Annotated in this window: 18 protein-coding genes; 10 read left to right on the plus strand and 8 right to left on the minus strand. The window is 48.3% G+C overall.

All coding sequences use genetic code 11. The annotated features are described in order from the left end of the window. Positions 1-4 precede the first annotated feature (4 nt). The gene (prsR, locus tag ACXAF9_RS01205) at positions 5-1381 is read left to right on the plus strand and encodes a PEP-CTERM-box response regulator transcription factor (protein WP_475069543.1); all 1377 of its coding nucleotides are present in this window, start codon (positions 5-7) and stop codon (positions 1379-1381) included. An 83-nt stretch (positions 1382-1464) separates the two neighbouring features. On the opposite strand, the gene ACXAF9_RS01210 is transcribed toward prsR, so the two are convergent. Both ACXAF9_RS01210 and ACXAF9_RS01215 read right to left on the minus strand, forming a co-directional pair. Continuing rightward, a complete protein-coding gene (locus ACXAF9_RS01210) occupies positions 1465-2964 on the minus strand; it encodes a TIGR03013 family XrtA/PEP-CTERM system glycosyltransferase (protein ID WP_475069408.1) in 1500 nt (499 codons plus the stop codon). A 205-nt stretch (positions 2965-3169) separates the two neighbouring features. Then, on the minus strand, positions 3170-3931 hold the full coding sequence (locus ACXAF9_RS01215; protein ID WP_475069409.1) for a PEP-CTERM/exosortase system-associated acyltransferase: 762 nt from the start codon (positions 3929-3931) through the stop codon (positions 3170-3172). A gap of 224 nt (positions 3932-4155) precedes the next feature. On the opposite strand from ACXAF9_RS01215, the gene prsT reads away from it, so the two are divergent. Further along, positions 4156-6777, plus strand: a complete 2622-nt coding sequence (gene prsT / locus ACXAF9_RS01220) for an XrtA/PEP-CTERM system TPR-repeat protein PrsT (RefSeq protein WP_475069410.1) — start codon at positions 4156-4158, stop codon at positions 6775-6777. A 35-nt stretch (positions 6778-6812) separates the two neighbouring features. Here prsT and ACXAF9_RS01225 read toward each other — a convergent pair whose 3' ends face one another. Together ACXAF9_RS01225 and ACXAF9_RS01230 are read right to left on the minus strand one after the other, a co-directional pair. Continuing rightward, on the minus strand, positions 6813-7331 hold the full coding sequence (locus ACXAF9_RS01225; protein ID WP_475069411.1) for an arsenate reductase/protein-tyrosine-phosphatase family protein: 519 nt from the start codon (positions 7329-7331) through the stop codon (positions 6813-6815). 4 nt (positions 7332-7335) lie between these two features. Continuing rightward, the gene (locus ACXAF9_RS01230) at positions 7336-8112 is read right to left on the minus strand and encodes a S1 family peptidase (protein ID WP_475069412.1); all 777 of its coding nucleotides are present in this window, start codon (positions 8110-8112) and stop codon (positions 7336-7338) included. A gap of 103 nt (positions 8113-8215) precedes the next feature. Between ACXAF9_RS01230 and ACXAF9_RS01235 the strand changes: the two genes are divergently transcribed. Then, the gene (locus ACXAF9_RS01235; protein ID WP_475069413.1) at positions 8216-9811 is read left to right on the plus strand and encodes an acyl-CoA ligase (AMP-forming), exosortase A system-associated; all 1596 of its coding nucleotides are present in this window, start codon (positions 8216-8218) and stop codon (positions 9809-9811) included. Then, on the plus strand, positions 9804-11042 hold the full coding sequence (locus ACXAF9_RS01240) for a pyridoxal-dependent decarboxylase, exosortase A system-associated (protein ID WP_475069414.1): 1239 nt from the start codon (positions 9804-9806) through the stop codon (positions 11040-11042). The genes ACXAF9_RS01235 and ACXAF9_RS01240 overlap by 8 nt, the downstream gene beginning before the upstream one ends. Positions 11043-11057: 15 nt before the next feature. Here ACXAF9_RS01240 and ACXAF9_RS01245 read toward each other — a convergent pair whose 3' ends face one another. Further along, positions 11058-12728 carry a hydrolase 1, exosortase A system-associated gene (locus tag ACXAF9_RS01245; protein WP_475069415.1) on the minus strand — a complete coding sequence of 557 codons (1671 nt, stop codon included), beginning with the start codon at positions 12726-12728 and terminating at the stop codon, positions 11058-11060. A 2-nt stretch (positions 12729-12730) separates the two neighbouring features. Continuing rightward, the gene (locus ACXAF9_RS01250) at positions 12731-12979 is read right to left on the minus strand and encodes an acyl carrier protein (RefSeq protein WP_475069416.1); all 249 of its coding nucleotides are present in this window, start codon (positions 12977-12979) and stop codon (positions 12731-12733) included. A 189-nt stretch (positions 12980-13168) separates the two neighbouring features. Between ACXAF9_RS01250 and ACXAF9_RS01255 the strand changes: the two genes are divergently transcribed. The 3 genes from ACXAF9_RS01255 to ACXAF9_RS01265 are packed head-to-tail and all read left to right on the plus strand — an operon-like array spanning position 13169 to position 16753. After that, on the plus strand, positions 13169-14950 hold the full coding sequence (locus ACXAF9_RS01255) for an asparagine synthetase B family protein (RefSeq protein ID WP_475069417.1): 1782 nt from the start codon (positions 13169-13171) through the stop codon (positions 14948-14950). Further along, positions 14937-15860: a glycosyltransferase family 2 protein gene (locus ACXAF9_RS01260; RefSeq protein WP_475069418.1), complete on the plus strand. Its 924-nt coding sequence runs from the start codon at positions 14937-14939 to the stop codon at positions 15858-15860. Before ACXAF9_RS01255 ends, ACXAF9_RS01260 begins: the two co-directional genes overlap by 14 nt. Beyond that, a complete protein-coding gene (locus ACXAF9_RS01265) occupies positions 15857-16753 on the plus strand; it encodes a polysaccharide pyruvyl transferase family protein (RefSeq protein WP_475069419.1) in 897 nt (298 codons plus the stop codon). Before ACXAF9_RS01260 ends, ACXAF9_RS01265 begins: the two co-directional genes overlap by 4 nt. Here the strand turns inward: ACXAF9_RS01265 and ACXAF9_RS01270 are convergent. Beyond that, entirely contained in the window at positions 16742-18190 is a 1449-nt protein-coding gene (locus tag ACXAF9_RS01270; protein ID WP_475069420.1) for a lipopolysaccharide biosynthesis protein, read from the minus strand. The genes ACXAF9_RS01265 and ACXAF9_RS01270 overlap by 12 nt on opposite strands. 82 nt (positions 18191-18272) lie before the next feature. Between ACXAF9_RS01270 and ACXAF9_RS01275 the strand changes: the two genes are divergently transcribed. Then, the gene (locus ACXAF9_RS01275) at positions 18273-19289 is read left to right on the plus strand and encodes a GNAT family N-acetyltransferase (protein WP_475069421.1); all 1017 of its coding nucleotides are present in this window, start codon (positions 18273-18275) and stop codon (positions 19287-19289) included. Next, complete coding sequence (locus tag ACXAF9_RS01280) at positions 19286-20998, plus strand: hypothetical protein (protein WP_475069422.1); 1713 nt, start codon at positions 19286-19288, stop codon at positions 20996-20998. The genes ACXAF9_RS01275 and ACXAF9_RS01280 overlap by 4 nt, the downstream gene beginning before the upstream one ends. Here the strand turns inward: ACXAF9_RS01280 and ACXAF9_RS01285 are convergent. Further along, complete coding sequence (locus ACXAF9_RS01285; protein WP_475069423.1) at positions 20995-22170, minus strand: 3-deoxy-D-manno-octulosonic acid transferase; 1176 nt, start codon at positions 22168-22170, stop codon at positions 20995-20997. The two genes, ACXAF9_RS01280 and ACXAF9_RS01285, sit on opposite strands and share 4 nt — an antisense overlap. Positions 22171-22239: 69 nt before the next feature. Between ACXAF9_RS01285 and ACXAF9_RS01290 the strand changes: the two genes are divergently transcribed. Then, positions 22240-22941 carry a tetratricopeptide repeat protein gene (locus ACXAF9_RS01290; RefSeq protein WP_475069424.1) on the plus strand — a complete coding sequence of 234 codons (702 nt, stop codon included), beginning with the start codon at positions 22240-22242 and terminating at the stop codon, positions 22939-22941. Positions 22942-22947 lie beyond the last annotated feature (6 nt).

A 22947-nucleotide genomic window follows, 5' to 3' on the forward strand; every position in this document is an offset into this window, starting at 1 on the left:
AGGAATGATCAAGCACTTATTAATTGTTGAGGATGACGAGGGGTTGCAAAGCCAGCTACGCTGGTGCTTTGACGACTACGAAGTAAGTATTGCCGGCAACCGCGCCGATGCAATCGCCCACTTAAGACGCACCGAGCCCGGTGTTGTTTTGCTTGATCTTGGCTTACCGCCAGACCCCGGCGGTACTCGAGAAGGGTTTGCAATACTTCAAGAGATCTTAAAACTAATTCCTGAGACAAAAGTCATCATCATTACAGGCGACAACGACCGCTCAAATGCGGTCAAAGCGATCGCCTTAGGCGCTTACGATTTTTATCAAAAGCCAGCCGACCCCGAAATGATCAAACTCATGGTCGACAGAGCTTATCGCGTTTTTGATCTTGAGAAGGAGAACAAACAACTTCATCTCAACCAAAAACAAGGAATGCCTCTGGATGGCATTATCGCAACCAGCCCAGCGATGCTGAGAGCCTGCCGCACCATCGAGAAAGTCGCCCCATCCGACATCACAACACTTTTGCTTGGCGCAAGCGGCACAGGTAAAGAGCTGTTTGCTCAGGCTATCCATAATCTTAGCTCACGCTCGAACCAGCGTATGGTGGCCATTAACTGTGCTGCCATCCCTGAGAACCTCCTTGAAAGCGAGCTGTTTGGTTACGAAAAAGGGGCTTTCACAGGGGCCGCCAAACAAACCATCGGTAAATTTGAAATGGCCAATGGTGGTACGATCTTCTTGGACGAGATTGGCGACCTTCCCTACGATTTACAGGCTAAACTTTTACGCTTCTTACAAGAGCGCGTCATTGAACGTGTCGGCGGGCGCAAAGAGATACCACTGGATGTTCGCATCATATGCGCAACCCACCAAGACCTGACCCAACACATCCAAGACGGACGTTTTCGCGAGGACTTGTTCTACCGGATCAGTGAAATCACCGTCGATATTCCTTCACTGAAGGAACGAGACGGCGATGTACTCTTGTTGGCAAAAGCGTTTTTGAATCGCTTTAATCAGGAATACAGTAAAAACCTAAAAGGGTTTGATCGCGATGCTCTGTCAGCTATGGAGCAATATTCCTGGCCTGGCAATGTACGCGAGTTAGAAAGCAAGGTTAAGCGAGCTGTTATCATGTCGGACGGCCCACTAGTCAATGCCGAAGACTTGGCACTGCTACCCAGCAGCCTACCTATCGACTCAGCGCCGCTTAATCTAAAGCAGATTCGCGAAGAAGCCGAACGCAAAGCCATTTATCGTGCTCTGCATCATGCCAATCAAAGCATTTCGGACGCCGCTAAACTACTTGGGATTACTCGCCCAACCCTGTACAGCATGTTCGAAAAATACGATATCGACCCTAAGAACATCCCGTACCCTGTCTAAAAAGTTAGACAAACTTTCGGCCATAAAAAAACCAAGCATCAGCTTGGTTTTTTTATGGCCGAAAGACCCGCACAGCCTTCCCGCTAGCGCGATCCTTTTTGGAACAAAACCACTTCAACGGTTTGAATTAGGATGTACATATCCAGAAAGAAGCTGTGATTTTTGACATAGTACAGGTCAAACTCCAGCTTTTTCAAAGAGTCTTCATCCGATGCACCATACGGATAACACAACTGAGCCCACCCCGTTACACCTGGGCTTACACGGTGACGCTCTGGGTACAGGGAATTCAACCCCTCGAGGTGATCAACAAACTGAGGACGCTCAGGACGCGGCCCCACCAAGCTCATATCACCAATCAAGACATTCCAAAGCTGTGGCAACTCGTCAATTCGGAATTTACGAATAATCTCACCCACCTTTGTAACACGCGCATCATTTTTCTGAGCCCACTGAGCCTTACCGCCCGCTTCGGCATCAGAACGCATACTTCTGAACTTATAGACATCAAACGGCTTACCGTCACGCCCAACGCGTTTTTGCGTGTAGAAAATTTTATCTTTACCCCGACACTCAATAAGAATGGCGATAATCGTCAACACAATAAAAGGCGAGAAAATAAACAACAAAAAAAGACTAGCTAACACATCAATCGCTCTCTTTTTAAATGAGCGCCATGTATCAGGCTTAAAGCCACGTGAATAGATCATCCAACCCGGGTTAAATAAGTCCAGATGGATCACACCGCGCTCGCGCTCAAAGAAGTCGAGCATATCGATCACTTCAATGCCGCTAAGTTTACATTGCAAAAGCTCGTTAATACGCTTGCCTTGGCGTCGATCATCCAGCGCCACCACAATCTCATCGACTTGATGCGCCTTCGCCCACGCAGCCAGCTCTGAGCTATCATGAAGGATATCTTTGCCCGAGTTTTGAATCGCATCATCAACAGAAACACCGGACTCAGATACAAAGCCAACCAACTCAAAGCCACGCATATCAGCCTTACGACGCATCAGCTGAATGTAGGCCGCTCGTTTACCCGCACCGTATACCATGACTCGTTTGCGCAGCACTTTTCCATCGACATATCGATAGAAAAGACCACGAATAGAGAAAAGCACCAACGCCGATGAAGCCGCTTCTGTAACTCCCAGCTCGAAGAGCGGGTATCCTCTAAACCATACCCAAACGATGTTGACCGAGACTAAGCACAAGGTAGAGAGCACCAATGCCGACAGGATGCGTTTAATCACATAAGACGAGTGCGGACGCTGACGCGTATCATACAAACCAACAGCCGCTAAAAAGAAGGACAATAACATCGGCGGGAACAACATACGCGCATAATCACCCAGCCCCTCCAATTTCCAATCGGATAGTCCAAGCATTAAACACGCTAAAGTTACGAATTCGAACGTGGCAAGAAGAACAAACTGACCATGGACAAAATGATTAAACAGTCGGAATTTGCCGACAAAAAGAGAACGCTTACGCTTGCGGGTATCTTCTTTACCCACAGAGCGACCGTTTAGGGGCAGCGATTCAGACTGACGATAAGCCGTTGCAGAGACCTTATCCATGATCGAACATCCTTGGCAAAATGCCGTTAACCTTACGTAAAGATTAATGTTTCCTTATCCCTGAGTTACCTCAGTACAACCCGAAAGTGAAACATCTTTAAAGCCGTTTAAAGATGCGATATCTCACATTTAGCGTGAATGATACACCAGTTAATGGACCAACCAAAACCTATTTCAAGGGAAAATACCTAAAATTAGGTATCCATTAAGAGACACTTCGAGTAGTTTGGTGCAAATTACTTTTACCATGATCTGTCAATTGCGCTTCAACAGCTTGATAAAGTTCGAGTAATTCACCGTTCCAACTGCTTTTGGCAACCTCTGCGCGGATTTTATAGGGCGCCCGAGTTCCATGGTATTCCATAGGAACCCCTGCATCTAAAAATTCCAACCCAGAGCGTCTTAACAGGCGCGGTAGAAAGCTTTCCATCATCGCCAACACGTTATTCCAACCATAATCCAGCGCCACAGTATTCACTCCCATGAGTAGCGCAACCGCCAACAATGGGAACACCCGCTTTTCGTCATCATGAAAATGTACATTACCGTATCGCGCTGATTTTTCATTTGGGCGGCGACGAAAGTCTGGATCAACGGCAAGTCTTGAAATCTCACAAATCGCATCGCGCTCGGTGGCAAGCAATACAAGTGTCTCTTGGTCGAGACAGGGGGCACAATAGACCTCCATTGGCAAACGATTCACCTTTTTGGTCTCTAGACTTCCGGGGACCAAACGAGCCCCTGCCGCGACACGCCCCGTAGCATTGTGAATTATCACGATATGCTTGGACACCGCATCAAACTTATCTGTCTCTTCGGGTTTAGAAAATGCAGATTGATCCTCATAGCCAAACTCTTCACAGTATACTCGGTAGCGCATTTTGAAGAATGCCTGCTGCTCTTGCTCTGTTAGCGCCTGCTGAATCGTAAAGTACTGATGAAATGTTTCGGCGATCGACTCTGTCATACTGCTACTCTCTAGTACGGCACTCTTAATAGAGACCTAAATTATGATCGGAATAACGTAAGCATAGTTCAAACATGGCATTTTGCTTCCTTGCTTCAGTGAAAACTTGAGTACACGACCTGCTCTGAATGAAAAATACTCAACCGACTGAAGTCAACTGTTACTTATTTGCGAAAAATGGTACCTTTGCATCCAATGTTAATTTGAAAGGAATACCGTGGGTTATGGATTACCGCAGTAGCACTCATCGAAAATATTTTCGTGGGCTTATCAGTCGTATAGGCCTTGTTACCCTGAGCAGTACTCTTATTCTGACCGGCTGCAACCAAGCCTCCAAAACCTATGACGAATATCTAGCCGAATCCCAAAAATTCATTGACCAAAATGAATTTAAATCGGCTGAAATCAGCTTAAAAAATGCGATACAGCAATCTCCCGATGCACCACAAGCTCGCGTCGAGCTGGGTAAGCTCTATCTAGAAAAAGGCCAAGCACACATTGCCGCAGCCGAGCTTCGCAAAGCGGTTCAATTGGGGGCAAACGACGTTGAAGCTTACACCCTCCTTGGCGATGCACTCCTCCTCAAAGGCGACTTCAGCATCATCCTGGAACGTTTTAACCCCTCAGCGACCGATGCTGATCCTTTGGTTGCCGTAAAGAAAAGTTACCTTGCCGAAGCCTACCTGGGTCTTAAAAAGTTTGATAATGCAAAGGTTATGTTTGATCAAGCTTTACAAAGCGACTCGAGTAACATGCGAGCCAAATTGGGAGCTGCCAAGGTCGCCTTGGTAAATGGGCAAACCGATTTAGCGACAGACAGGGTTGGCAAGATCACTGAAGAAGAGCCTAACAGCGCTCTTGCTTGGATCACATTAGCCGATGTATATCGTGCCCAAAAGCAGCGCGAGAAAACCATCGAGGCGTTTGAACATGCCCAATCGGATGATGTAAATGCGACACCTTATGAGCGCTACATTGCCAGACGAAATCTGGCCTATGAGTACCTACATGCACAGGATCTAGAGAAAGCGAGAGCCGCCTTAGACAAGATCCCTAAGGATTTTCAACAGCAATCGAAAATCGACCCTATGGTCAATTATGTCAAAGCCTTTTTAGCGTATGACCAAAAAGACATGGCCAAAGCGAAGGAGCTTGCTGAAAAAGTCCAACCACCTCAGGCTTATCCATTTATATTGATGCTGCTTGGCCACGCCAACTTAGATGCGGGTAACTTTGAGCAAGCCGAAGCGCAATTAAACATCTTCCATAAGATGTATCCCAACCACCCAACCGGCAACCGTCTGTTAGCGATGGCTCAAATCCAGTTAAACAACCTGGATGACGCTAAAGAATCGTTAGAGCGTACAGTCAAAGCCCAAGGGGATCGCGTTGACCCATCTGTGCTCGCATTGTTAGCAAACGTTAACCTCAAGGAAGGTAAAGCAGAGGAAGGCGAGCGCTTATTCAAGCAAGCCATTGAACTGGCTCCAGAAAATGACGCTTTAAAGTTCGGACTTGCAAAAAGCATGTTCATGCAAAGCAACTCTGAGGAGGCCATCAATGAGCTAGCCTCCATTCAAGACAATGAACGTAACCAGGCCTTAGCGACTTTGGCCATTGCCGAAGCTGAAGCGCGTAAAGGTAACTTTGAAGAAGCCCTAACCAAACTGGACAGTTTGCCTAAAGAGTTGGACAACTCACCACTCGTACCCAGCTTTAAAGGAACCATTTACCTGATGATGAAGGATCAGGAAATGGCCAAAAAACTATTTGATGAAGCACTAGAGAAACAGCCTGACTACTTACCCGCTATACGCCAACTGGCTTACATCGATGCTTTTGATGGTGAACTCGATAAGACCTTAGAGCGATTAAAAGCAGCTTATGATGCGAAACCTGATAGCTACATGCTATCAGTGGATTATGCAAAGGCCTTGGTAGAGGATAATCAGACAGACAAGGCCATTAAAGTCCTAGAAGACGCCATCAGCCTCAACCCGAACCGGTTTGAAGCCAAACTTTACTTGGCTCAGTTACAACTGGTTCTTGGACGCCCTGCTGCAACTCTTGGCATATTGAACGCCCTTGAAAGCGGAGCGCCAGCCGATGCTTGGGTGTTGACAGGTAAAGCACGTGCACAGCTGGATGAATGGGTAACTGCTATCGATGCATTTCGTAAGGCTGACCAAATCAACCAAAGTGCCGACACTAGTTTGCTTTTATACCAAGCACTCTTAAAAAATAACCAATCCGTGAAAGCGGATGCTTTGCTCAATGAACGATACGAGCTGTATCCTGAGTCTGAACCACTCAACATCATCATGGCCAATAAGCTGATGGCGTCAGGTCGGTTAGACGAGCTGGATTCGGTGTTAGCCAAAATGAAGGACATCAACCCTGAAAGCGGCGCCTATCATTCCTTGCTGGCCAAACGTATGACTCTTGGGGATGAGTCTGAAGTCGAATCTAAACTCAAACATGCGTTCTCTGAAACAGATCAAATCGCTTACGCCAGCACTTTACTGGCTTGGATGAAAAATCATAACGAGAAAAGCGAAGCCAAAGCTTACATTGAAGATCACCTTAATCACCCAACCCGTGCTGATTACTTTTACACGCTCATGGGCAGTGTGAACTTAGAAGACGGCGATGAGAAAGGCGCGCTCAATGCGTTTGAACAAGCCATTGAGAAGAACGGTAACAATGTCATTGCGTTAAACAACGCGGCATGGCTAATGAAAGACTCTAACCCGAAGAAAGCACGCGAACTGATTAATCGCGCATTAGAGCTTGCTCCGAGCAATCCTGATGTAAGAGACACTTCGGAGAAGATCAAACAACTGTAATTCCCGCCTCCAAAAGCACGCGTTAGCTTAACGACCTAACGCGTGCTGACTTTACTCTGTAAGTGCTCCGATACACCTATCGCGGCCTCTTCAATCAGATCATATACCCGCTCAAACCCTTGTTGATTCGTATAATAAGGGTCAGGCACATCTAGCGTCTGATGACGTGACGATAAATGCGCAAACTCCATCAAAAGAGGCGCCCTGACACCAAGTTTCTCTTGCAGAAGCTGCTGAACGTGATGATCTACCGCAAGTACCAAATCGCTTTGCGCGATCATTTTAGGATTGATCTGACGGGAGCGCCCTTTGGGCACCCTAAGTCCTTTTTCCTGCATTAACTTGATCACACGAGGGTCCGCTTTGCGGCCAGGAATCGCAACAGCGATACCCGCAGATTCGGCTCGAAAGCGCTTATCCACCCCTTGAAGGGCAAACACGGCATTCAACAACTCAGACGCCAACGGTGATCTGCACAGGTTTTCCATACAAACCACCATGACCGTGGTTTTAGGGGCTTTTCGAAATAACTGCGGGAACGCGCGTAGTAACATCCAACTACTTCGCTCTTAAGGCATGAAGGTACTTAACCGGAATGGCATAGGTAATGCCACTTGGTTTTTCAATCGCTGACTCTTTTGTCCCCTTAACAAAGACACTGTTAATGATGCCAATAACCTGACCGGTTTTGACATCCAACAGGGGGCTTCCGCTGTTGCCAGGATAGGCAGTAGCGTCAAGTTGGTACACGGTTAAAGGGTCACGTAATCGACGGATTTGAGCGGCCGTTAAGGTTTTAGATGAAAAGGCTGGCAACACAATGGGAGAAACGGCCGAGATCATCCCTTTATGAGTTACCGAATACAACCCCAACACCATTCCTAGCGGATAGCCAGTAAAGGCAATGTCAGCCCCTGGCAATACCATAGCACTGCCCGCTAAAGACAAAGCTGGCACCTGCCCACTGATTTTGAGTATCGCTAAATCATGGTCCATATCGGCTTTTAATACGGTTGCGGAGTAAGCTCGGGCTTTTTTACCCTCCCCCACAAACACGACCAATTCTTGATTTTTTGTCACATCCAGCTCATTGGCAGAGATGACGTGATAATTGGTAACGATCTCACCGCCGCCTAACGAGAACCCCGTCCCCCAATATTGAACGGCCGGCTTACCACGCGGAACCGCTTTCGCTGGGTATTGAGCCCCAATGGCAACGATACTGGGTTTGACGGATTGGATGAATTGCACAAGATCCGCTTTTGCAATCATTGGCATCAAGATCAATGTAAAAATACTGACGAGTATTGCTATCAAACGCACCCTGTTTTGCATGGCCCCACTCCTTGAGTCGATCAGTGTTCAGATATACACATACTACCCAAAAGCGATAGAATGGGCCAAAGGATTAACCGGTTGTCACTTAAGGAACGGACATATGCGTAGAACTCTGGATGATCTCATCCGTGAGAAGGCGGTTTCGCACCCTTCATCAGCCGCGCTGATGCATAAACAAGACACATATACCTATGCTGAGCTGGACGAACAGATCAGTCTTTTCAGCCAAGCATTAGCGCACAGCGGGCTCACCCAAGAGGAGCGTGTTGCAACCTACTTGCCTAAGCTGCCTGAAAATGTGATCGCCATCATGGGGACATCACGCCAAGGGGGTACGTTTGTGCCCATCAACCCCCTATTGAAAGCCCCTCAGGTTCAGTACATTCTGAAAGATTGTAATGTTCGCATTCTTGTCACCGCCAGTGACCGTCTTACGCTATTGGCAGATACGCTTTCTGATTGCCACGACCTTCGAGAAGTTTGGTTAGTGGATGACAAACCGGTCAACAAAGAATATCCGCACCTGACCTTAAAACGGGTCAGCACACTGCTTGAGGCCACTCTTGAATCTGAGCCTCATCCGCTGCAAAGCGGCCGAACCGACATGGACATGGCGGCTATTTTATATACCTCCGGGAGTACCGGGCAGCCCAAAGGCGTTGTTCTAAGTCATCGCAACATGCTGGTGGGTGCCGAAAGCGTTTCGAGCTATCTCAATAACACCGAGGAGGATCGAATCCTTGCGGTGTTACCGCTCAGTTTTGATTACGGCCTTAGCCAGCTGACCACCGCCTTCAATGTAGGTGCTTGCGCAATCTTGATGGATTACTTACTCCCAAGGGACGTCATCCGTGCGGTTGCGCGCTACGGCGTTACAGGCCTTGCGGGCGTACCGCCTTTATGGACACAACTGGCCGCGCTGGATTGGCCAGAAGAAGCACGTACACTGAGATACGTCACCAATACCGGTGGTGCTATGCCTGTTGCCCTAACTGAGCAACTAAGAGCCACATTGCCCAATACCCAGTTCTTTTTGATGTACGGCCTCACGGAAGCGTTTCGTTCTACATTTTTGCCACCCGATCAAGTCAGCATCCGCCCAAGCTCTATGGGCAAAGCCATCCCGAACGCGTGTGTTCAAGTGGTTCGTGAAGATGGCACCTTGTGTGAGCCGAATGAGCCAGGTGAGCTTGTACACTCCGGCCCCTTAGTTTCGAAAGGGTATTGGAACGCCCCTGGAAAAACAGCCGAGCGCTTTAAACCCAAACCAGGGCAACATCCGGAGCTGCCCATCACCGAAATGGCGGTCTGGTCAGGTGATCAAGTAAAATACGACGAAGAGGGCTACCTCTATTTCATCAGTCGTAATGATGAAATGATCAAAACCTCCGGATACCGCGTAAGCCCAACGGAAGTCGAGAGTGTGATTTACGGCATGGATGGTATTGACGAGGCCGTAGCGATTGGCGCGCAACATCCAGAATTGGGACAAGCAATTGCACTATTGATTGTGGCACCCGAGGAAATAGATGAGACCTTGATCAAGCGCTATTGCCAACAACACCTACCTGCGTTTATGCACCCACGTACGGTCGTTCAGCGCGAGAGCTTGCCGCGCAACCAAAACGGTAAAATTGACCGTAAACAATTGGGCGATGAATACAAAACGATTTTTATGGAGATTGAGGGTGAATAAGCCACAACATGCCCCACAAACCAGCTTTGATGTATCAGAAAGCGGTGAACTGCTGATCGGTGGCCACCCTCTTCGCCAGCTCGCCGCACGCGCTGGCGGTACACCTTTTTACGTGTATGACCGAAGTGTGATGTCACGAACCGTGCACCGCTTACGCGATGCGTTTCCGGAGCGCTTACACCTGCATTACGCGATTAAAGCGAATTCAATGCCAGCGGTGGTTCATCACATGGCTGGCATTACCGATGGCCTTGATGTTGCCTCCGGTCTTGAACTATTAACCGCGCTTGATACCGGCATCCCTGCACGCCACATCAGCTTTGCTGGCCCAGGTAAAACCGAGCCAGAACTCACCCAAGCAGTAGCATCTGGCGTCATCATCAATGTGGAGTCGGAAACCGAGCTCTCTCGTATTATTGCCATCAGCGAACAGCTTCATCTGACGGCTAACATTGCTTTACGCGTCAATCCCGACTTCGAACTTAAGTCATCGGGTATGAAGATGGGCGGTGGCGCTAAGCCGTTCGGCATTGATGCAGACCGAATACCCGCATTGGTGAAATCGATTGTCCAGCACCCTCATTTGTCCTTCGAGGGGTTTCATATTTTCAGCGGCTCTCAAAATTTAAAGCCAGAAGCGATCATCGAAGCTCAGAACAACACCTTTGAGCTTGCGTACCGTTTAGTTGAGGGTTTTGAATCAGAGCTGACTTGGCTGAATATCGGCGGCGGTTTAGGTATTCCTTACTTCCCAGGTGAATCTGAACTTGATTTAACCGAGATTGCTGCAAACTTGACTCTGCGTCTAGAAGAAGCGCACGCGCGACTGCCTAACGCCGAATTTGTAATGGAGTTAGGCCGCTACCTTGTCGGACAAGCAGGCCTTTATGTATGCGAAGTGACTGATGTTAAATCAAGCCGTGATGAGCCTTTTGCGATCACCAATGGCGGTCTTCATCACCACCTATCCGCGTCCGGCAATTTTGGCCAAGTCATCCGCAAAAACTACCCCGTTAGCGTTGCAGGCAAGATTAACGAAAGCCCTGCCGAAAAGCCCATAACAGTGGTTGGACCACTGTGTACGCCGCTGGATATTATTGCCGATAAAATGGCCCTACCTAAAATCCAGATCGGGGATCTAATCGCCGTACATCAATCTGGTGCATACGGTTTTACGGCCAGCCCACGCGACTTCTTAAGCCACCCGCACCCAAAACAGATCTTGGTCTAAAGACAACTGCAACACTCAGCTTTTTAACGCGCTGAGTGTTGCTTCTGCCACTTGCTGACGCATCAACTGATTCGAAAACGTATGATCCGCCTGAGGCAAGTTAATCAGAGTTAGCTTTTTAGAATCAGACCATTCGGCTCGATTGAGTACCTGATCCTTAAATTCGGCTGCGGTTAAATCCTGCCCCGAGATCACCAACGAGATCGGCCCATCAAACAATCGCATTCCGGCATCACAACGATCCGCCAACGACCCCGTGCGAGTTGGATCGGCGGCTTGCGAAGCCCCTTCTGAGCCTTTCGCCATCACCCGTCGTATGATCGAAAACAGTGAACGCATAGAGTTTTTTACATCCAAGCCGCCACTTAAACACTTCTTCCAGAAGGATTTGGACGTTAGACGAGACCAATAATAATGCTTCAGGTACGCCTCGGCCTCACTTTGCTCGCTGCGAACCCATGGGTTTAGCAAAAACAACTGACTGATGCGTGGATCTTTATGGGCATAAAACAGGATCGCGCTGGCTGCATCACATAGCCCCCAGAGCATCACCTGCTGAATGGATGGCTGCTTTGTCAGCAAAGCGTCCACGGCCGCTCGAATCTCGCCTTCGATGGCCTCAAACCCTCGAAGCTCTCCAGCTGAATCGCCCATGCCTTGATAATCAAACCGCAGCGTCATCACTCCCTGTTTTTGGAAGCTTTGGGCCAAACGCTTGAATTGCTGATGACTTCCTACCCGATATTGAGGGCCGCCAACCACCATGATGATCGCTTGCGTCGGTGGCTCTTGAGTTGGGTGAATCACCCCCTGAAGCGGGCTCGACGAGTAAGGGATAACAAAAGGTTCGCAGGCATAATCAGTCGCCAATGGCCAAGACAAAGCCTTCGACTGATTCACGGACGTAACTAAATCTAATGCGTTAGAGGTTAGCTCGATCACCCCGCCCCCATCAGCCAGCTCTTGCGTACCCCAATAGCTTTCACCCTCAGCCACCAGAAGTTCTGCGTTGTTAAGCCCTTCGTAGAACTTAGTCATCACGGGTGTTGCCACACCTTTAGCCGAAACATCCCCCAGCAGGGTGAATTGGTCTCTAATGACGGCTGGCTCAAGCTCAAGAGATTCGAGCGCTAAGAGTGACGTTGCCGACACGCGATACCCTGCTATCTCTAACACTTCACCTGCATTCAGTTGGGCTTTAATGTCGTTTGCGCTCTCTTTGACACCCGCCATCATCGCAGCGGCGGTTCGCAATCGAATAAACTGATTCACCCACTGCGTGCCCTTTAACACTGGGGACCACAGAATTAAGGTTTTAATGGGTAAAGAGGATGATGAAATCACCTCCGGCAGTAACAGAGCGCCAGCACGTATCGCCCAAAGAGTAAGTGAAGTTGCACCTTGTGCCTTGGCCTGCTCAATGATCCAAAGGATTTCCTGCTGCCACTCTTGGTAGGATGTGTTACACCAATCGCCTTCTGAATCACCGGTCCCTCTGAGATCCGGTACGATGACACGGTAGCCTTTCTCCACCAGGCGCTCGGCTTGTTGACGAATGATATGGCGGGATTTGTTCATCTCCTCGGCAAAGGGCGGGAGCAACAGGACAAGATCGGTTGAGGCAGGATTGTAATCACACAAAAAAAGGGCACCGAACGGGCCCTTTACCGAATAAAGATTCAGCATACTCAGCTCAGTTTGCTTTCAACAAATTGATGTAATGTACCAACTGTTTCAAACACATCTGCGCTAATTTCGTCATCATCGACAGTGAAACCGTATTGATCTTCCAAAGCACCAATCACCATAACCACAGCCATGGAATCAAACTCTGGAATACTGCCTAACAAAGGTGTTTCGGCATCAAACTGGTCAGCACGACCGCCTAATTGCAGCGCGCCATCTAAAATATCGATGATCTCCTGAACAGCTACCAAAACAACCTCCTGTCATCCACAGCTCAGAAACCGCACATGATACTAGGAATCGAGTGAAGGCTTAATCCTTAATGTAAAAAAAACCGGATATTTATCCTTTTAGAAGGGTAAAACGAGACACTTCCGGCAAAGGTTTATACAATAAGCCCCTGTAAGGATACAGCTGATTGAGTTTCTAAGGATTGAAGCATGACTGACTCGACACAGGGTACATCATCGAACACATTTATGGGCCTCAACCCTACGTTCGATCTTTATCTGACCATTACGCCGGGTGAACTCCCCCATGGCGAAGGCGAAATTCGCCCATTAGTCGTCACGCCCCACCATGTGCCTCATCAAGTTGAAACCACGCAAACCCATTACCTTTGGTGTGGGGATCCTTACATCGACTCGGCCCCCTTAAGCGAACAGATCCCCTCCATTGAGGCGGGAAAACTCGACCTTAAACAACTGCGCGGCGAGTTTTTCGTCATTGTGGTCGATAAGCTTCTGTGCGAAGTACACCTGTATAACGATAAGTTTTCGACAATCCCGGTCTATTACCATGCGGATTATCGACAAATGAACATCGCAACCCAATTACCCGAGGCATTATCGGTCGCACCTTTCGCGCCACAAGGGATCTTTGATTATTTTTATTTCCATATGATCCCCGCTGAGCAAACGCTGTTTGAAGATGTTAAAAAGCTCCCTGCGGCCACACAACTGACGTATCAGGGGAATACGGGCTCAGTTACTTCACGCCCCTACTGGGTGCCCGACTTTCAAAAAGCACAGCGGCCTTCTACCCAAAGCGATCTCGCTAATGAGCTAAAACGCGCCTTAAAAGCATCGGTAAAACAGCGCATTCTGGGCAAAACCGGTGCCTTTTTAAGTGGCGGTTTGGATAGTTCAACAGTGGCGGGCATGCTGGCTGAAATTCAGCCTGGTAGCGATGTGTTCTCGATTGGTTTTGATGCCGAAGGCTACGATGAGATCGAATACGCCCGTATCACCGCCGAGCATTTTGGTTTAAAGCTGCATGAGTATTACGTAACCCCAGAGGACATCGTAAAAGCCCTACCGGAGATCATTCCCTTTTTTGATGAGCCTTTTGGTAACTCATCCGCGCTGCCTGCTTATTTTTGCACGCGCATGGCTAAGTCCTGGGGCATGGATACGCTGCTCGCGGGTGACGGAGGTGATGAGCTGTTCGCTGGCAATGAGCGCTATGCAAAGCAAAAAGTGTTTAGTCACTACGAGAACCTCCCCAAAGCATTGCGCCAATCTGTTTTAGAACCGTTCAGCGAAGCCCGTATGCCAACCGCGATTTTGCGCAAGGTACAAAGCTACATTCGTCAAGCAGCGGTGCCTTTACCTCGCCGACTGCAGACATATAACTTCCTTGAACGGGAGCCACTGCAAAACATCTTTGAAGCGGACTTTTTACGTCAGGTTGATCCAAGCGCCGCCCATCTTCGATTAGATCATATCTATCATCGTCCTGAGCATGGCTCCGAACTTGATCGTATGATGTACCTAGATTGGCAAATCACGCTCGCCGATAACGATTTGGTGAAAGTGAATAATATGAGCCACATCAACGATGTTCACGTACGATACCCGATGCTGGATGATGACTTGGTCGAGCTCTCGACTCAGGTACCAGACCAGCTCAAACTCAAAGGGCAGAATTTACGCCACTTCTATAAAGAAGCTCTAACCGGCTGGTTGCCCGACGCCACCATCAACAAGAGCAAACATGGCTTTGGCTTACCCTTTGGCGTCTGGCTTAAAGACTATGCGCCACTGACCCAGATGGCTTACGATGCGCTCAGCCGACTTAAAAAGCGCCATATTGTTCAGGCAAGCTATATTGATCACATCATTCACGAGCACAAGTTTGGTCATTCGGCCTACTATGGGGAAATGATCTGGTTAATGATGACGTTAGAGCTTTGGCTGGATGCACACAATGGATCAAAATGAGATCGCTTTCAGTGTGGTGATTCCGGCCTACAACGCCGATGAAACACTGATCGACACACTGGAAAGCGTACTAGCACAGACCTTCCCTGCGAATGAGATCATCATTGTTGATGATGGATCAACAAAGCCCTTACCGGCAGCGGTGACTTCGCATCCAAAGGTGACGCTGATTCGCCAGGAGAACGGCGGTGTATCCTCCGCACGTAATACCGGTATTTTGGCATCAAGCGCGCCTTTTATCGCCTTTTTAGATTCGGATGATATTTGGCTGGACGATAAGCTTGAGTTAGTGGCCAAAGCGATTCAGCAACATCCTGAAGCGGTTGGCTACTACACCTATTTTCACTTCTGGGAAGCCACCAAAGAGAGTGCTTTAGAAGCCACCCAAGCGATTGAGCAAAAGCACACAAAAACCACCATCGATTGCGATGACATCTATCACAAGCAGCTACTGACCAATCACGCGTTAACCAGCGCAACCGTGATTCGAAGAGAGGCCTTAACCTTAACGGGCCTGTACGATACATCAATGCCGGTTGCGGAAGATTGGGATCTGATCATTCGTTTAACCCAAGTGGGCTTATTTTGTCGCATTGACAAACCACTGACCTTGTATCGGATTGCTCATAGCTCGTTGACCTCATCGATCAAGGATAAAGACTACGCCAGCGCCGTGGTCGAATCCGCCATTTTAAAGTATGGCTACACCAATCGCTTTGGCCACAGCCTTGATCGCAAGCTACTCGATAAGCGCGCTTATCGCAGACACATCGAGTACGGCGCAGCCGCGTTTAAGCAAGCCGATTACGTCAAAGCCAGTCACGCTTTTTGGCGAGCGATGCAAAAGCAAGTAACGGCTAAAATCATCGCGTATCTGGTACTCAGTCATATCAAGAAGTGGGTTTCATGAAGCCGTATTATTTTAAATCGAGCCAAGGTAATGTCGGTGATGATATTAACGAATGGCTTTGGCATGCTTTAATCCCCGAGGTGCTGGACCAAAATGAAGAGCACTTAATGATCGGAGTGGGCACTCTGCTGAACCACCGCATCCCGAAGGCTCAGCGTTACACCGTGGTATCCTCCGGTTACGGCTATGGTAAAAAGCCAGCTTTAGACAGCCGTTGGGAGTTTATCGCCGTACGAGGCCCAGTCACTGCAAAGGCATTCGACTTGCCCAGCAATACGGTTATGCTGGATGGCGCCTATCTACTCCCAGAAGTGAAACCGACACCATTTCAACCCATCAAGGGTAAGATTGCCTACATACCGCACGTGGACAGTGCGATAGAAGGTCAATGGGAGCGTGTTTGCGAGCTTGCCGGAGTCACGTTTATTGATCCGCGATGGCCATTCGAGCAGTTCGTAGCGGCGGTCACTCAATGCGAGTTTGTTCTGACAGAAGCGATGCACGGCGCCATTATTTCCGACGCCTACCGAGTACCTTGGGTGCCCGTTGTTGCCCACCCACACATCGATCAGCGTAAATGGAGTGATTGGGGCGGCTCACTTAACCTTGAAATCCGTTTTAACTCGATTAACCCAACCTTTGCAGGTTGCCCAAACGATACAGGGCTTAATGCACTTAAAAACAGCATTAAACGACAGGCTTTGATTAAAGATCTGTTTAAAGGCCGATACACACCAGCCCCTAAGGTTCGCAGCAGCGTTGCTGAAGTAGAACAGGTTGCCGCACAACTGGAGAAGTTAAAGCGCACTGCAACACCAAACCTCAGTCACGACCAGACCTTAAAAGAAGCTCAAGACCGCCTTAGAAATGCCGTTTTAGCTCTACGCGCCTAATTTATCCCTAAAGCGCTTTGGCATAAAAGAGACCAGCATCTCTTTAACGTTCTTGGAGATCAGCACCGCACCAGCAAACCAAAGGGAACAATACAGCACGCCTAAGCCGATGAATTGGATCAGGCTTGGGTCTTGTTCCCAAGCCAATAGTGACACGCCCCAACATTCAGCAAGCAATAGAATCGCCACCAGTAATGCACCACTAAAACAGGTAAATAGCTGAGATATTCGATACTCCAAGTGCTTAGCCACAACGCCAAAGCTGATAAAGAAATTCACAAATGACCCAATCACCAGCGCTATTAGCACTGCCTCTACACTCCAAAACGCCGCCCCAATTAACAAGCCTAAGGTAATGATCTGAATAACGGTCTGCATTTTGACGTTCGTATCGATCTTACCCATAGCCAGTAGCACTTGGACATTCAAGCTGCTCACCGTCAACACACCCGCCGAGATGGCGATATAACTGACCAGCTCTGCCGCTTTGATCCATTGATCACCGTACAAAATGTGGATGATGGTCTCAGAGTAAATAAAGAGAAAGATATAAAATGGAAAAGCAAGACAGGCTACCACTTCAACCACTCGGAGGTAGTCCTGTCGAATGTCGTGCCCATCACTGAGTTTACGAACCAAATGCGGTAATAAGACGGGATACAAGCCTTGAAGCACGCCCATATTGAAGAGTTTCGACAAACCATTCGCCCGGCTATAAAGCCCCACCATCTCCATTGAGCTGATCTTACCAATGATCATCTCGGGAAACTGCATAATGAACATGTTCAAAAAAGAGACATAAGAGGACTTCATTCCAAAACCTAACACGTATCGAAATACTGACCCTCTTGGCCAAACCAGCCTAACTTTGCGACGAAACCAAGAACTCATGATCACCGTGGTTAAGATCCCAACCACCCCGCCAATAGCCAAACTCAGGGAACCCCACCCTTGATAGGCCAGTACGATGGAACATACAGAGTTAAACACCACCGAAGACAGGTTGACCCAAAAGAGCTTTTTGAACTGCATATCTTTACGCAGTAAGTTCAAAGAGACCGATCCAAACGGGATTAAAAAGAAGCCGACGCATACAATACTGAGTACATCCGCTAAACCGTCATGGCCAAAAAAATGGGCAATCGGCCCTTTAAAGATAAAAAAAAGTAATCCAATGCTGTAGGAGATACACAAAGTGACCAAAAACGAGGTCATGATCTTCTCATCGGTCAGCTTTTGCTCTTGAACGATATAATTCGAGATCCCGAAGTCACGGACCATATGTGAGATCGCCACCAAGGTGGCAATTAAGGAATAAACGCCCACCTCTTCTGGAGTCAACAAACGAGCCAAAATCAGGGTGGAAACAAAGGCAACCAGTATCTCGCCGTACTTTTGTGCGAACGAGTAGATCAAAGAGGACTTCAGAGACTCCATACTGCTTCCCTGTCAGTTGGATCGGAGTAGAAATGAAGCACGATATTAAATAAAATGCCCCTATCAAGCAAGGAAGAGCGATATGTCAGAAGTTCTCTGGGATGAGATACCCCTTCGCCGTCTGTCGGATTACAGAACGGATTGGGAGCGGCTTAATAGATCCACATCACCGATTCTATCCATCGATTTTTTTCTCATTTCGATCCGCTATTTTGATCATGAGAACGTTCGGTGCATGATGGCTCGGGATCGATCTACACAACAGATCATCGCCATCACACTCGTGTCAATTACAGGCTGGGGGATCGGCCGTACTTACCAGCCCTCTCAAGCACCGATTGGCTGCTGGTTACAAGCACCCGAGGTCTCCACCAAAGCCTTGATCACAGCCCTGATGCCAAAGCTATCCGCTTGGCCACTTGGTTTTTCCATTACTCAGCAAGACCCCAATGTCAGTGTTATCAATGGCATAGAATCAAGCGAGACACTGCCTTACATCACGATTGGCCACGTGCCTTGTATCGGTTCGTTTGAAGAGTACTGGGCTAGCCGAGGCAAAAACCTGCGTCAAAACACCAATAAGTCGGCCAACCGCATGGCTAAAGAGGGCTATGAGGTCGCGGTAAAACGCATCACCGACGCCGATCAGATGCCGGAGGCGGTCACCCGCTACGCAACATTGGAGGCACAAAGCTGGAAAGCCGATGGCGCCACCGCCGTCGCGCCCGATAACGATCAAGGCCAGTTTTACATCGACTTGCTAAGCGATTATGCCAATCGCGAGCAAGCCATAGTGTTTGAGTTATGGGCCAATGACGAGCTGATCGTCTCGGAGCTTTGTATCCTAAACGATGAAGAACTGATCATTCTAAAGACGACCTATAACGAGGCCTTCCAACGCTTTTCGCCAGCTTCCATCTTACGCAAGCAGCAGTTTGAGTACATTTTTGACCAGACCGATCTTAAACGTGTCGAGTTTTACGGAAAAATGATGGATTGGCACTATCGCTGGACCGATATCACCCGCGAGATGGTGCACATCAACCTGTTCTCTAAGACCGGCCAGCTTCTAAAACGGGTAAAAGGATACCTTGGATGAGCACATTTTTGCTCTGCCAGGCATCCCTCGCCCAACGCTGTACTGTTTTTGAACGCTACTTTTGTGCCACGGGGGCGAAACGCCACGCCATTGAGACCATACCTGGCTGGGAATTGCGTTTATATACCGATTTTCATGGTAACCCGCCCAAGGTGATTCAACTGGCACCCGATACAGCTCAAAGCGTATCCAAGGTGGTATTGATCAACTGGCAAGGGAAAGACGCGGTATTATCCGATGTAAATTGGCAGACTCTGGGGCAAGCCCCTAAAGTATTGAAGCGTCTTAGAAACCTGTGCTCCCATATCCTATTGATCTCCCCTGATGGGGTTGTGATCCATCAAGATGAGATGGGCACTCATGCTCTTTATACCTCCTTCAATCACACGCTGGTCAGCAACAGTTTTTTGGCCATTGCCGACATGATTGGAGGGCGTTTGACCCAATATCATCATGCGGTCTATGAGTATTTGATCAACGGCTCACTGTTTGGCCAAACTACGTTTTTCAATGAAATTAAGCGCGTAGCTCATCATCACGACGTTCATGTGTGCCGCCAGTATGCACGCTTAATCCCGTTTGAGGCTCAACCCAATAGTCAACCGGAGCTTAGCGGATTTGATCAGCATATCGGGCATCACAAAGAGCGACTGCTCAATTACTTTAATGAGCTTGCTATCAATGAGCAGACGCACCTCTCCTTCTCGGGAGGCTACGACTCGCGCCTCCTTTTAGCCTGCACACAAGTGCTTGGGGTTCGTCCAAAGCTCTTTGTGTATGGCAAAGATACAGACAGTGATGTCCAAATCGCACGATTGATCACTCAAAAGGAAAAGCTAGATCTGACCGTTGTGGATAAATCTCAACACCCGACATCCGACCAGATAGTGGATGGTGACGAGACACTGAACACCTTCTACAGCTTTGATGGTTGGAAAGTAGAGCATGGGCTTTTTGATGGTGGCGTTGACCGGGTAGATCGACTTAGACGAAACGCAGGTCAACAAGCATCTATGAATGGCTCTCTGGGTGAGATCTATCGCAATTTTTATTACGCACCGAGCTATCGAACCTCGTTAGCTCAGCTGTGTGATACCTTTTATGCCCAGTGCAACTTTCGCGAACTGACCGGCTTTAACTACGAGTCTTATCAAAACCACATGACTCAATTAATGCGCGACAACCTTCACTTGACCCAAGAGGGCCAAAGAGCCAGCTATGAAGAGCTGTATCAGCACTTTAGGGGACGTTTTTGGGCCGGTCGTGACATCCATATAAACGCGAACTTTGGTACCTGCTTTTTCCCTTTTATGCACGAGGCCTTATCAGAGGGCACCGAGCAAATCCCGCTAAGCTACAAAGACCAAGGGCGTTTTCAGGCTGGGTTAATTCAATCCATCAATCCAACCTTAGCCAGTTACCCAAGCGACTACGGGTTTACGTTTGATCAAAGTAAGCCCCTTAGTTACCAGCTCAAATACGCCATCAGCGTTCACAAACCCAGCCTATTGCGCCGTTTTAGTCAGACGTTAAAAGGATGGAACAAGAGTGATGGGCATGCATTAGAAAGCGCTTTAACACAGCCGCATTGCCCGATTGAATCACTGGATTTTATGAAACACTACATCAAGGTGGATAGAATCCAAGACCCCATGTTGATTCAGCGAGCCATCACGCTGGAGTACCTGTTCCAACGATACAGCGCTTAGCCCCAAGTAAGTATCCGCTCGAACACCGTTTGAGCAGTATTTCCTCGGCACAGTTCAGCCGTCTCTGCCAGCGGTTTTTGCGAGGCCTCTTGGCAAGAAGCGGCATCGATTACTGAATGAAGCGCTCCGAGCTCTTTGCATGCGTTATAAAGCTCGTAGGTTGAATAACGCTCATCCCAGCCATCGATCGTCATCACAGGGCCTTTCGCAAGCGTAATCGGCTCTATTGGATTGTGATTTTTCCCGATAAACACCAGATCAGCATGCTGATAAAGGCTTCTTAAATCCCCAAACGTATCCAAGATAATGACTTCGGCGCCTGTTAGCCCATTGCTAAAGCGATCACACTCAAGGCCTGATTGCTGCACCGCTGATGTTAGTTGATTCAAACTCTGTTCTTTTTCAGGGTGACGATGCACTAGGACTAGGCGATGCGTTGTTTGCCAAAACTGACTAAACGCAGCAAGGCACAGCTTAATTTCTTTATCCGAAGAGAGACTGGCACCCACCCAGAGGAGCTTATCGCCATTGCGCAAAATGGAGGCTACGTTGTGCGTCTCTTCAACAACCCATTCACTCTTATCCAACTTAAACGATGGACAGGTTTCAATCTTGCCCTCATCTACCCCTTTTTGGATGAGCAGCGCCTTCATACGCTCGCTTTGAACAAAGTAGCCATCAAACGCCGCCCGATAAAAACGCGCCAACAAGGCATAGGCGATTTGATGCTCTCGACACGACAAAGCTTCCTGATAAAGCCAGCCATTGACTGCATACACGGGGACTTTATGCTGCTTAAGCACCCTTAAGAGGCCGTATTCAAGATGAAAAGGCGCATCAAACATCTCCATCGGTATTTCACATAGGATAAACCGACTCGGTAAAGGCAAATGGGGTTGCTGTGCTAAATCGGATGCCACTAGGGTTTTAGCAAAGGGTGCAGCGGCTTGAAAAGCGTCCACATAAAAGCGTTTTTCCGTAATCAAGATCACTTCATGATCCTGTGCCCAGAATTGTATAAATTGTAGGCACGCATTGAGCTCACCGATGGTGGCACAGTAGATCCAGACAGAGCGTTCGTTCACGTCTGCAAATCGATACTTAGGTGTCGCGGAACCCACGCATTTACAAAACAGTTTGTATAGAAACCAAGCCAGTTTTTCCGCTATCATGTAATCCTCTTTGGTTTAGCTTATTTGCTTCTCTTTTTGGCACATTACAGGATGTACACGAGGCTCGTTATGGATTGGACGAGGCACTTTCGCCCCGCAGCTACTGTTTCACTGATTGCACTCGGCACTTTAACGTTGACGCAAGCCGCTCATGCGGCCGAAGCTCCGTGGACCGGCTATGATATTTCCGGAAAGCCCTGCACAGGTGTCAAAGCATCGTTTGGGCCCTACGATTACACGCAAGCGTACCTTCATGAGCACGAGCTTTTTTTGGTTGAATCTGCCCACTTTAATAACAAAGTGGAAACCCTAACCAGCGGTGCTAAGCAAAAATACAATTTGTTAGGTGATATACACTACACCTTAAAAGCGTGGCCGAATCATCACAGAGCTCTGAATACGGTCATTAAGTACCGATTTTTAAAAGGCCCCTACAAAAACTTAGGCATCAAACAACCTGAGTGCTATTTCCAAAGAGCGCTCAAGTTTTCCCCAAAAGATGACGTCACCCATATGCTGTACGGGATCTACCTGCACAAGATAGATCACCTTGATGAGGCCAAAGCACAATACGAAAAGGCCAAATCACTTAATCCAAACAATCTTCAGACCCTGTATAACTTAGGCCTGCTCAGTCTGGACCTTGGCGACATAGACGCGGCTCAAGGCTATGCTGATCAAGTGTACAAAAAGAACTTTCCCCTAAAAGGACTGCAGCGCCGCATCAAAGAAAGCGAAGCCGCAGCGACACCTGAAGCGCCAAAGGAATAGCCCTTT

The organism is Neptunomonas sp. ABH4_499 (assembly GCF_056160565.1).

Excerpts from the sequence above, each read along its gene's own strand:
- prsR (WP_475069543.1), top strand. The coding sequence starts at position 5 with ATGATCAAGCACTTATTAATTGTTGAGGATGACGAGGGGTTGCAAAGC.
- ACXAF9_RS01210 (WP_475069408.1), bottom strand. The coding sequence starts at position 2,964 with ATGGATAAGGTCTCTGCAACGGCTTATCGTCAGTCTGAATCGCTGCCC.
- ACXAF9_RS01215 (WP_475069409.1), bottom strand. The coding sequence starts at position 3,931 with ATGACAGAGTCGATCGCCGAAACATTTCATCAGTACTTTACGATTCAG.
- prsT (WP_475069410.1), top strand. The coding sequence starts at position 4,156 with ATGGATTACCGCAGTAGCACTCATCGAAAATATTTTCGTGGGCTTATC.
- ACXAF9_RS01225 (WP_475069411.1), bottom strand. The coding sequence starts at position 7,331 with ATGTTACTACGCGCGTTCCCGCAGTTATTTCGAAAAGCCCCTAAAACC.
- ACXAF9_RS01230 (WP_475069412.1), bottom strand. The coding sequence starts at position 8,112 with ATGCAAAACAGGGTGCGTTTGATAGCAATACTCGTCAGTATTTTTACA.
- ACXAF9_RS01235 (WP_475069413.1), top strand. The coding sequence starts at position 8,216 with ATGCGTAGAACTCTGGATGATCTCATCCGTGAGAAGGCGGTTTCGCAC.
- ACXAF9_RS01245 (WP_475069415.1), bottom strand. The coding sequence starts at position 12,728 with ATGCTGAATCTTTATTCGGTAAAGGGCCCGTTCGGTGCCCTTTTTTTG.
- ACXAF9_RS01255 (WP_475069417.1), top strand. The coding sequence starts at position 13,169 with ATGACTGACTCGACACAGGGTACATCATCGAACACATTTATGGGCCTC.
- ACXAF9_RS01260 (WP_475069418.1), top strand. The coding sequence starts at position 14,937 with ATGGATCAAAATGAGATCGCTTTCAGTGTGGTGATTCCGGCCTACAAC.
- ACXAF9_RS01265 (WP_475069419.1), top strand. The coding sequence starts at position 15,857 with ATGAAGCCGTATTATTTTAAATCGAGCCAAGGTAATGTCGGTGATGAT.
- ACXAF9_RS01270 (WP_475069420.1), bottom strand. The coding sequence starts at position 18,190 with ATGGAGTCTCTGAAGTCCTCTTTGATCTACTCGTTCGCACAAAAGTAC.
- ACXAF9_RS01275 (WP_475069421.1), top strand. The coding sequence starts at position 18,273 with ATGTCAGAAGTTCTCTGGGATGAGATACCCCTTCGCCGTCTGTCGGAT.
- ACXAF9_RS01280 (WP_475069422.1), top strand. The coding sequence starts at position 19,286 with ATGAGCACATTTTTGCTCTGCCAGGCATCCCTCGCCCAACGCTGTACT.
- ACXAF9_RS01285 (WP_475069423.1), bottom strand. The coding sequence starts at position 22,170 with ATGATAGCGGAAAAACTGGCTTGGTTTCTATACAAACTGTTTTGTAAA.
- ACXAF9_RS01290 (WP_475069424.1), top strand. The coding sequence starts at position 22,240 with ATGGATTGGACGAGGCACTTTCGCCCCGCAGCTACTGTTTCACTGATT.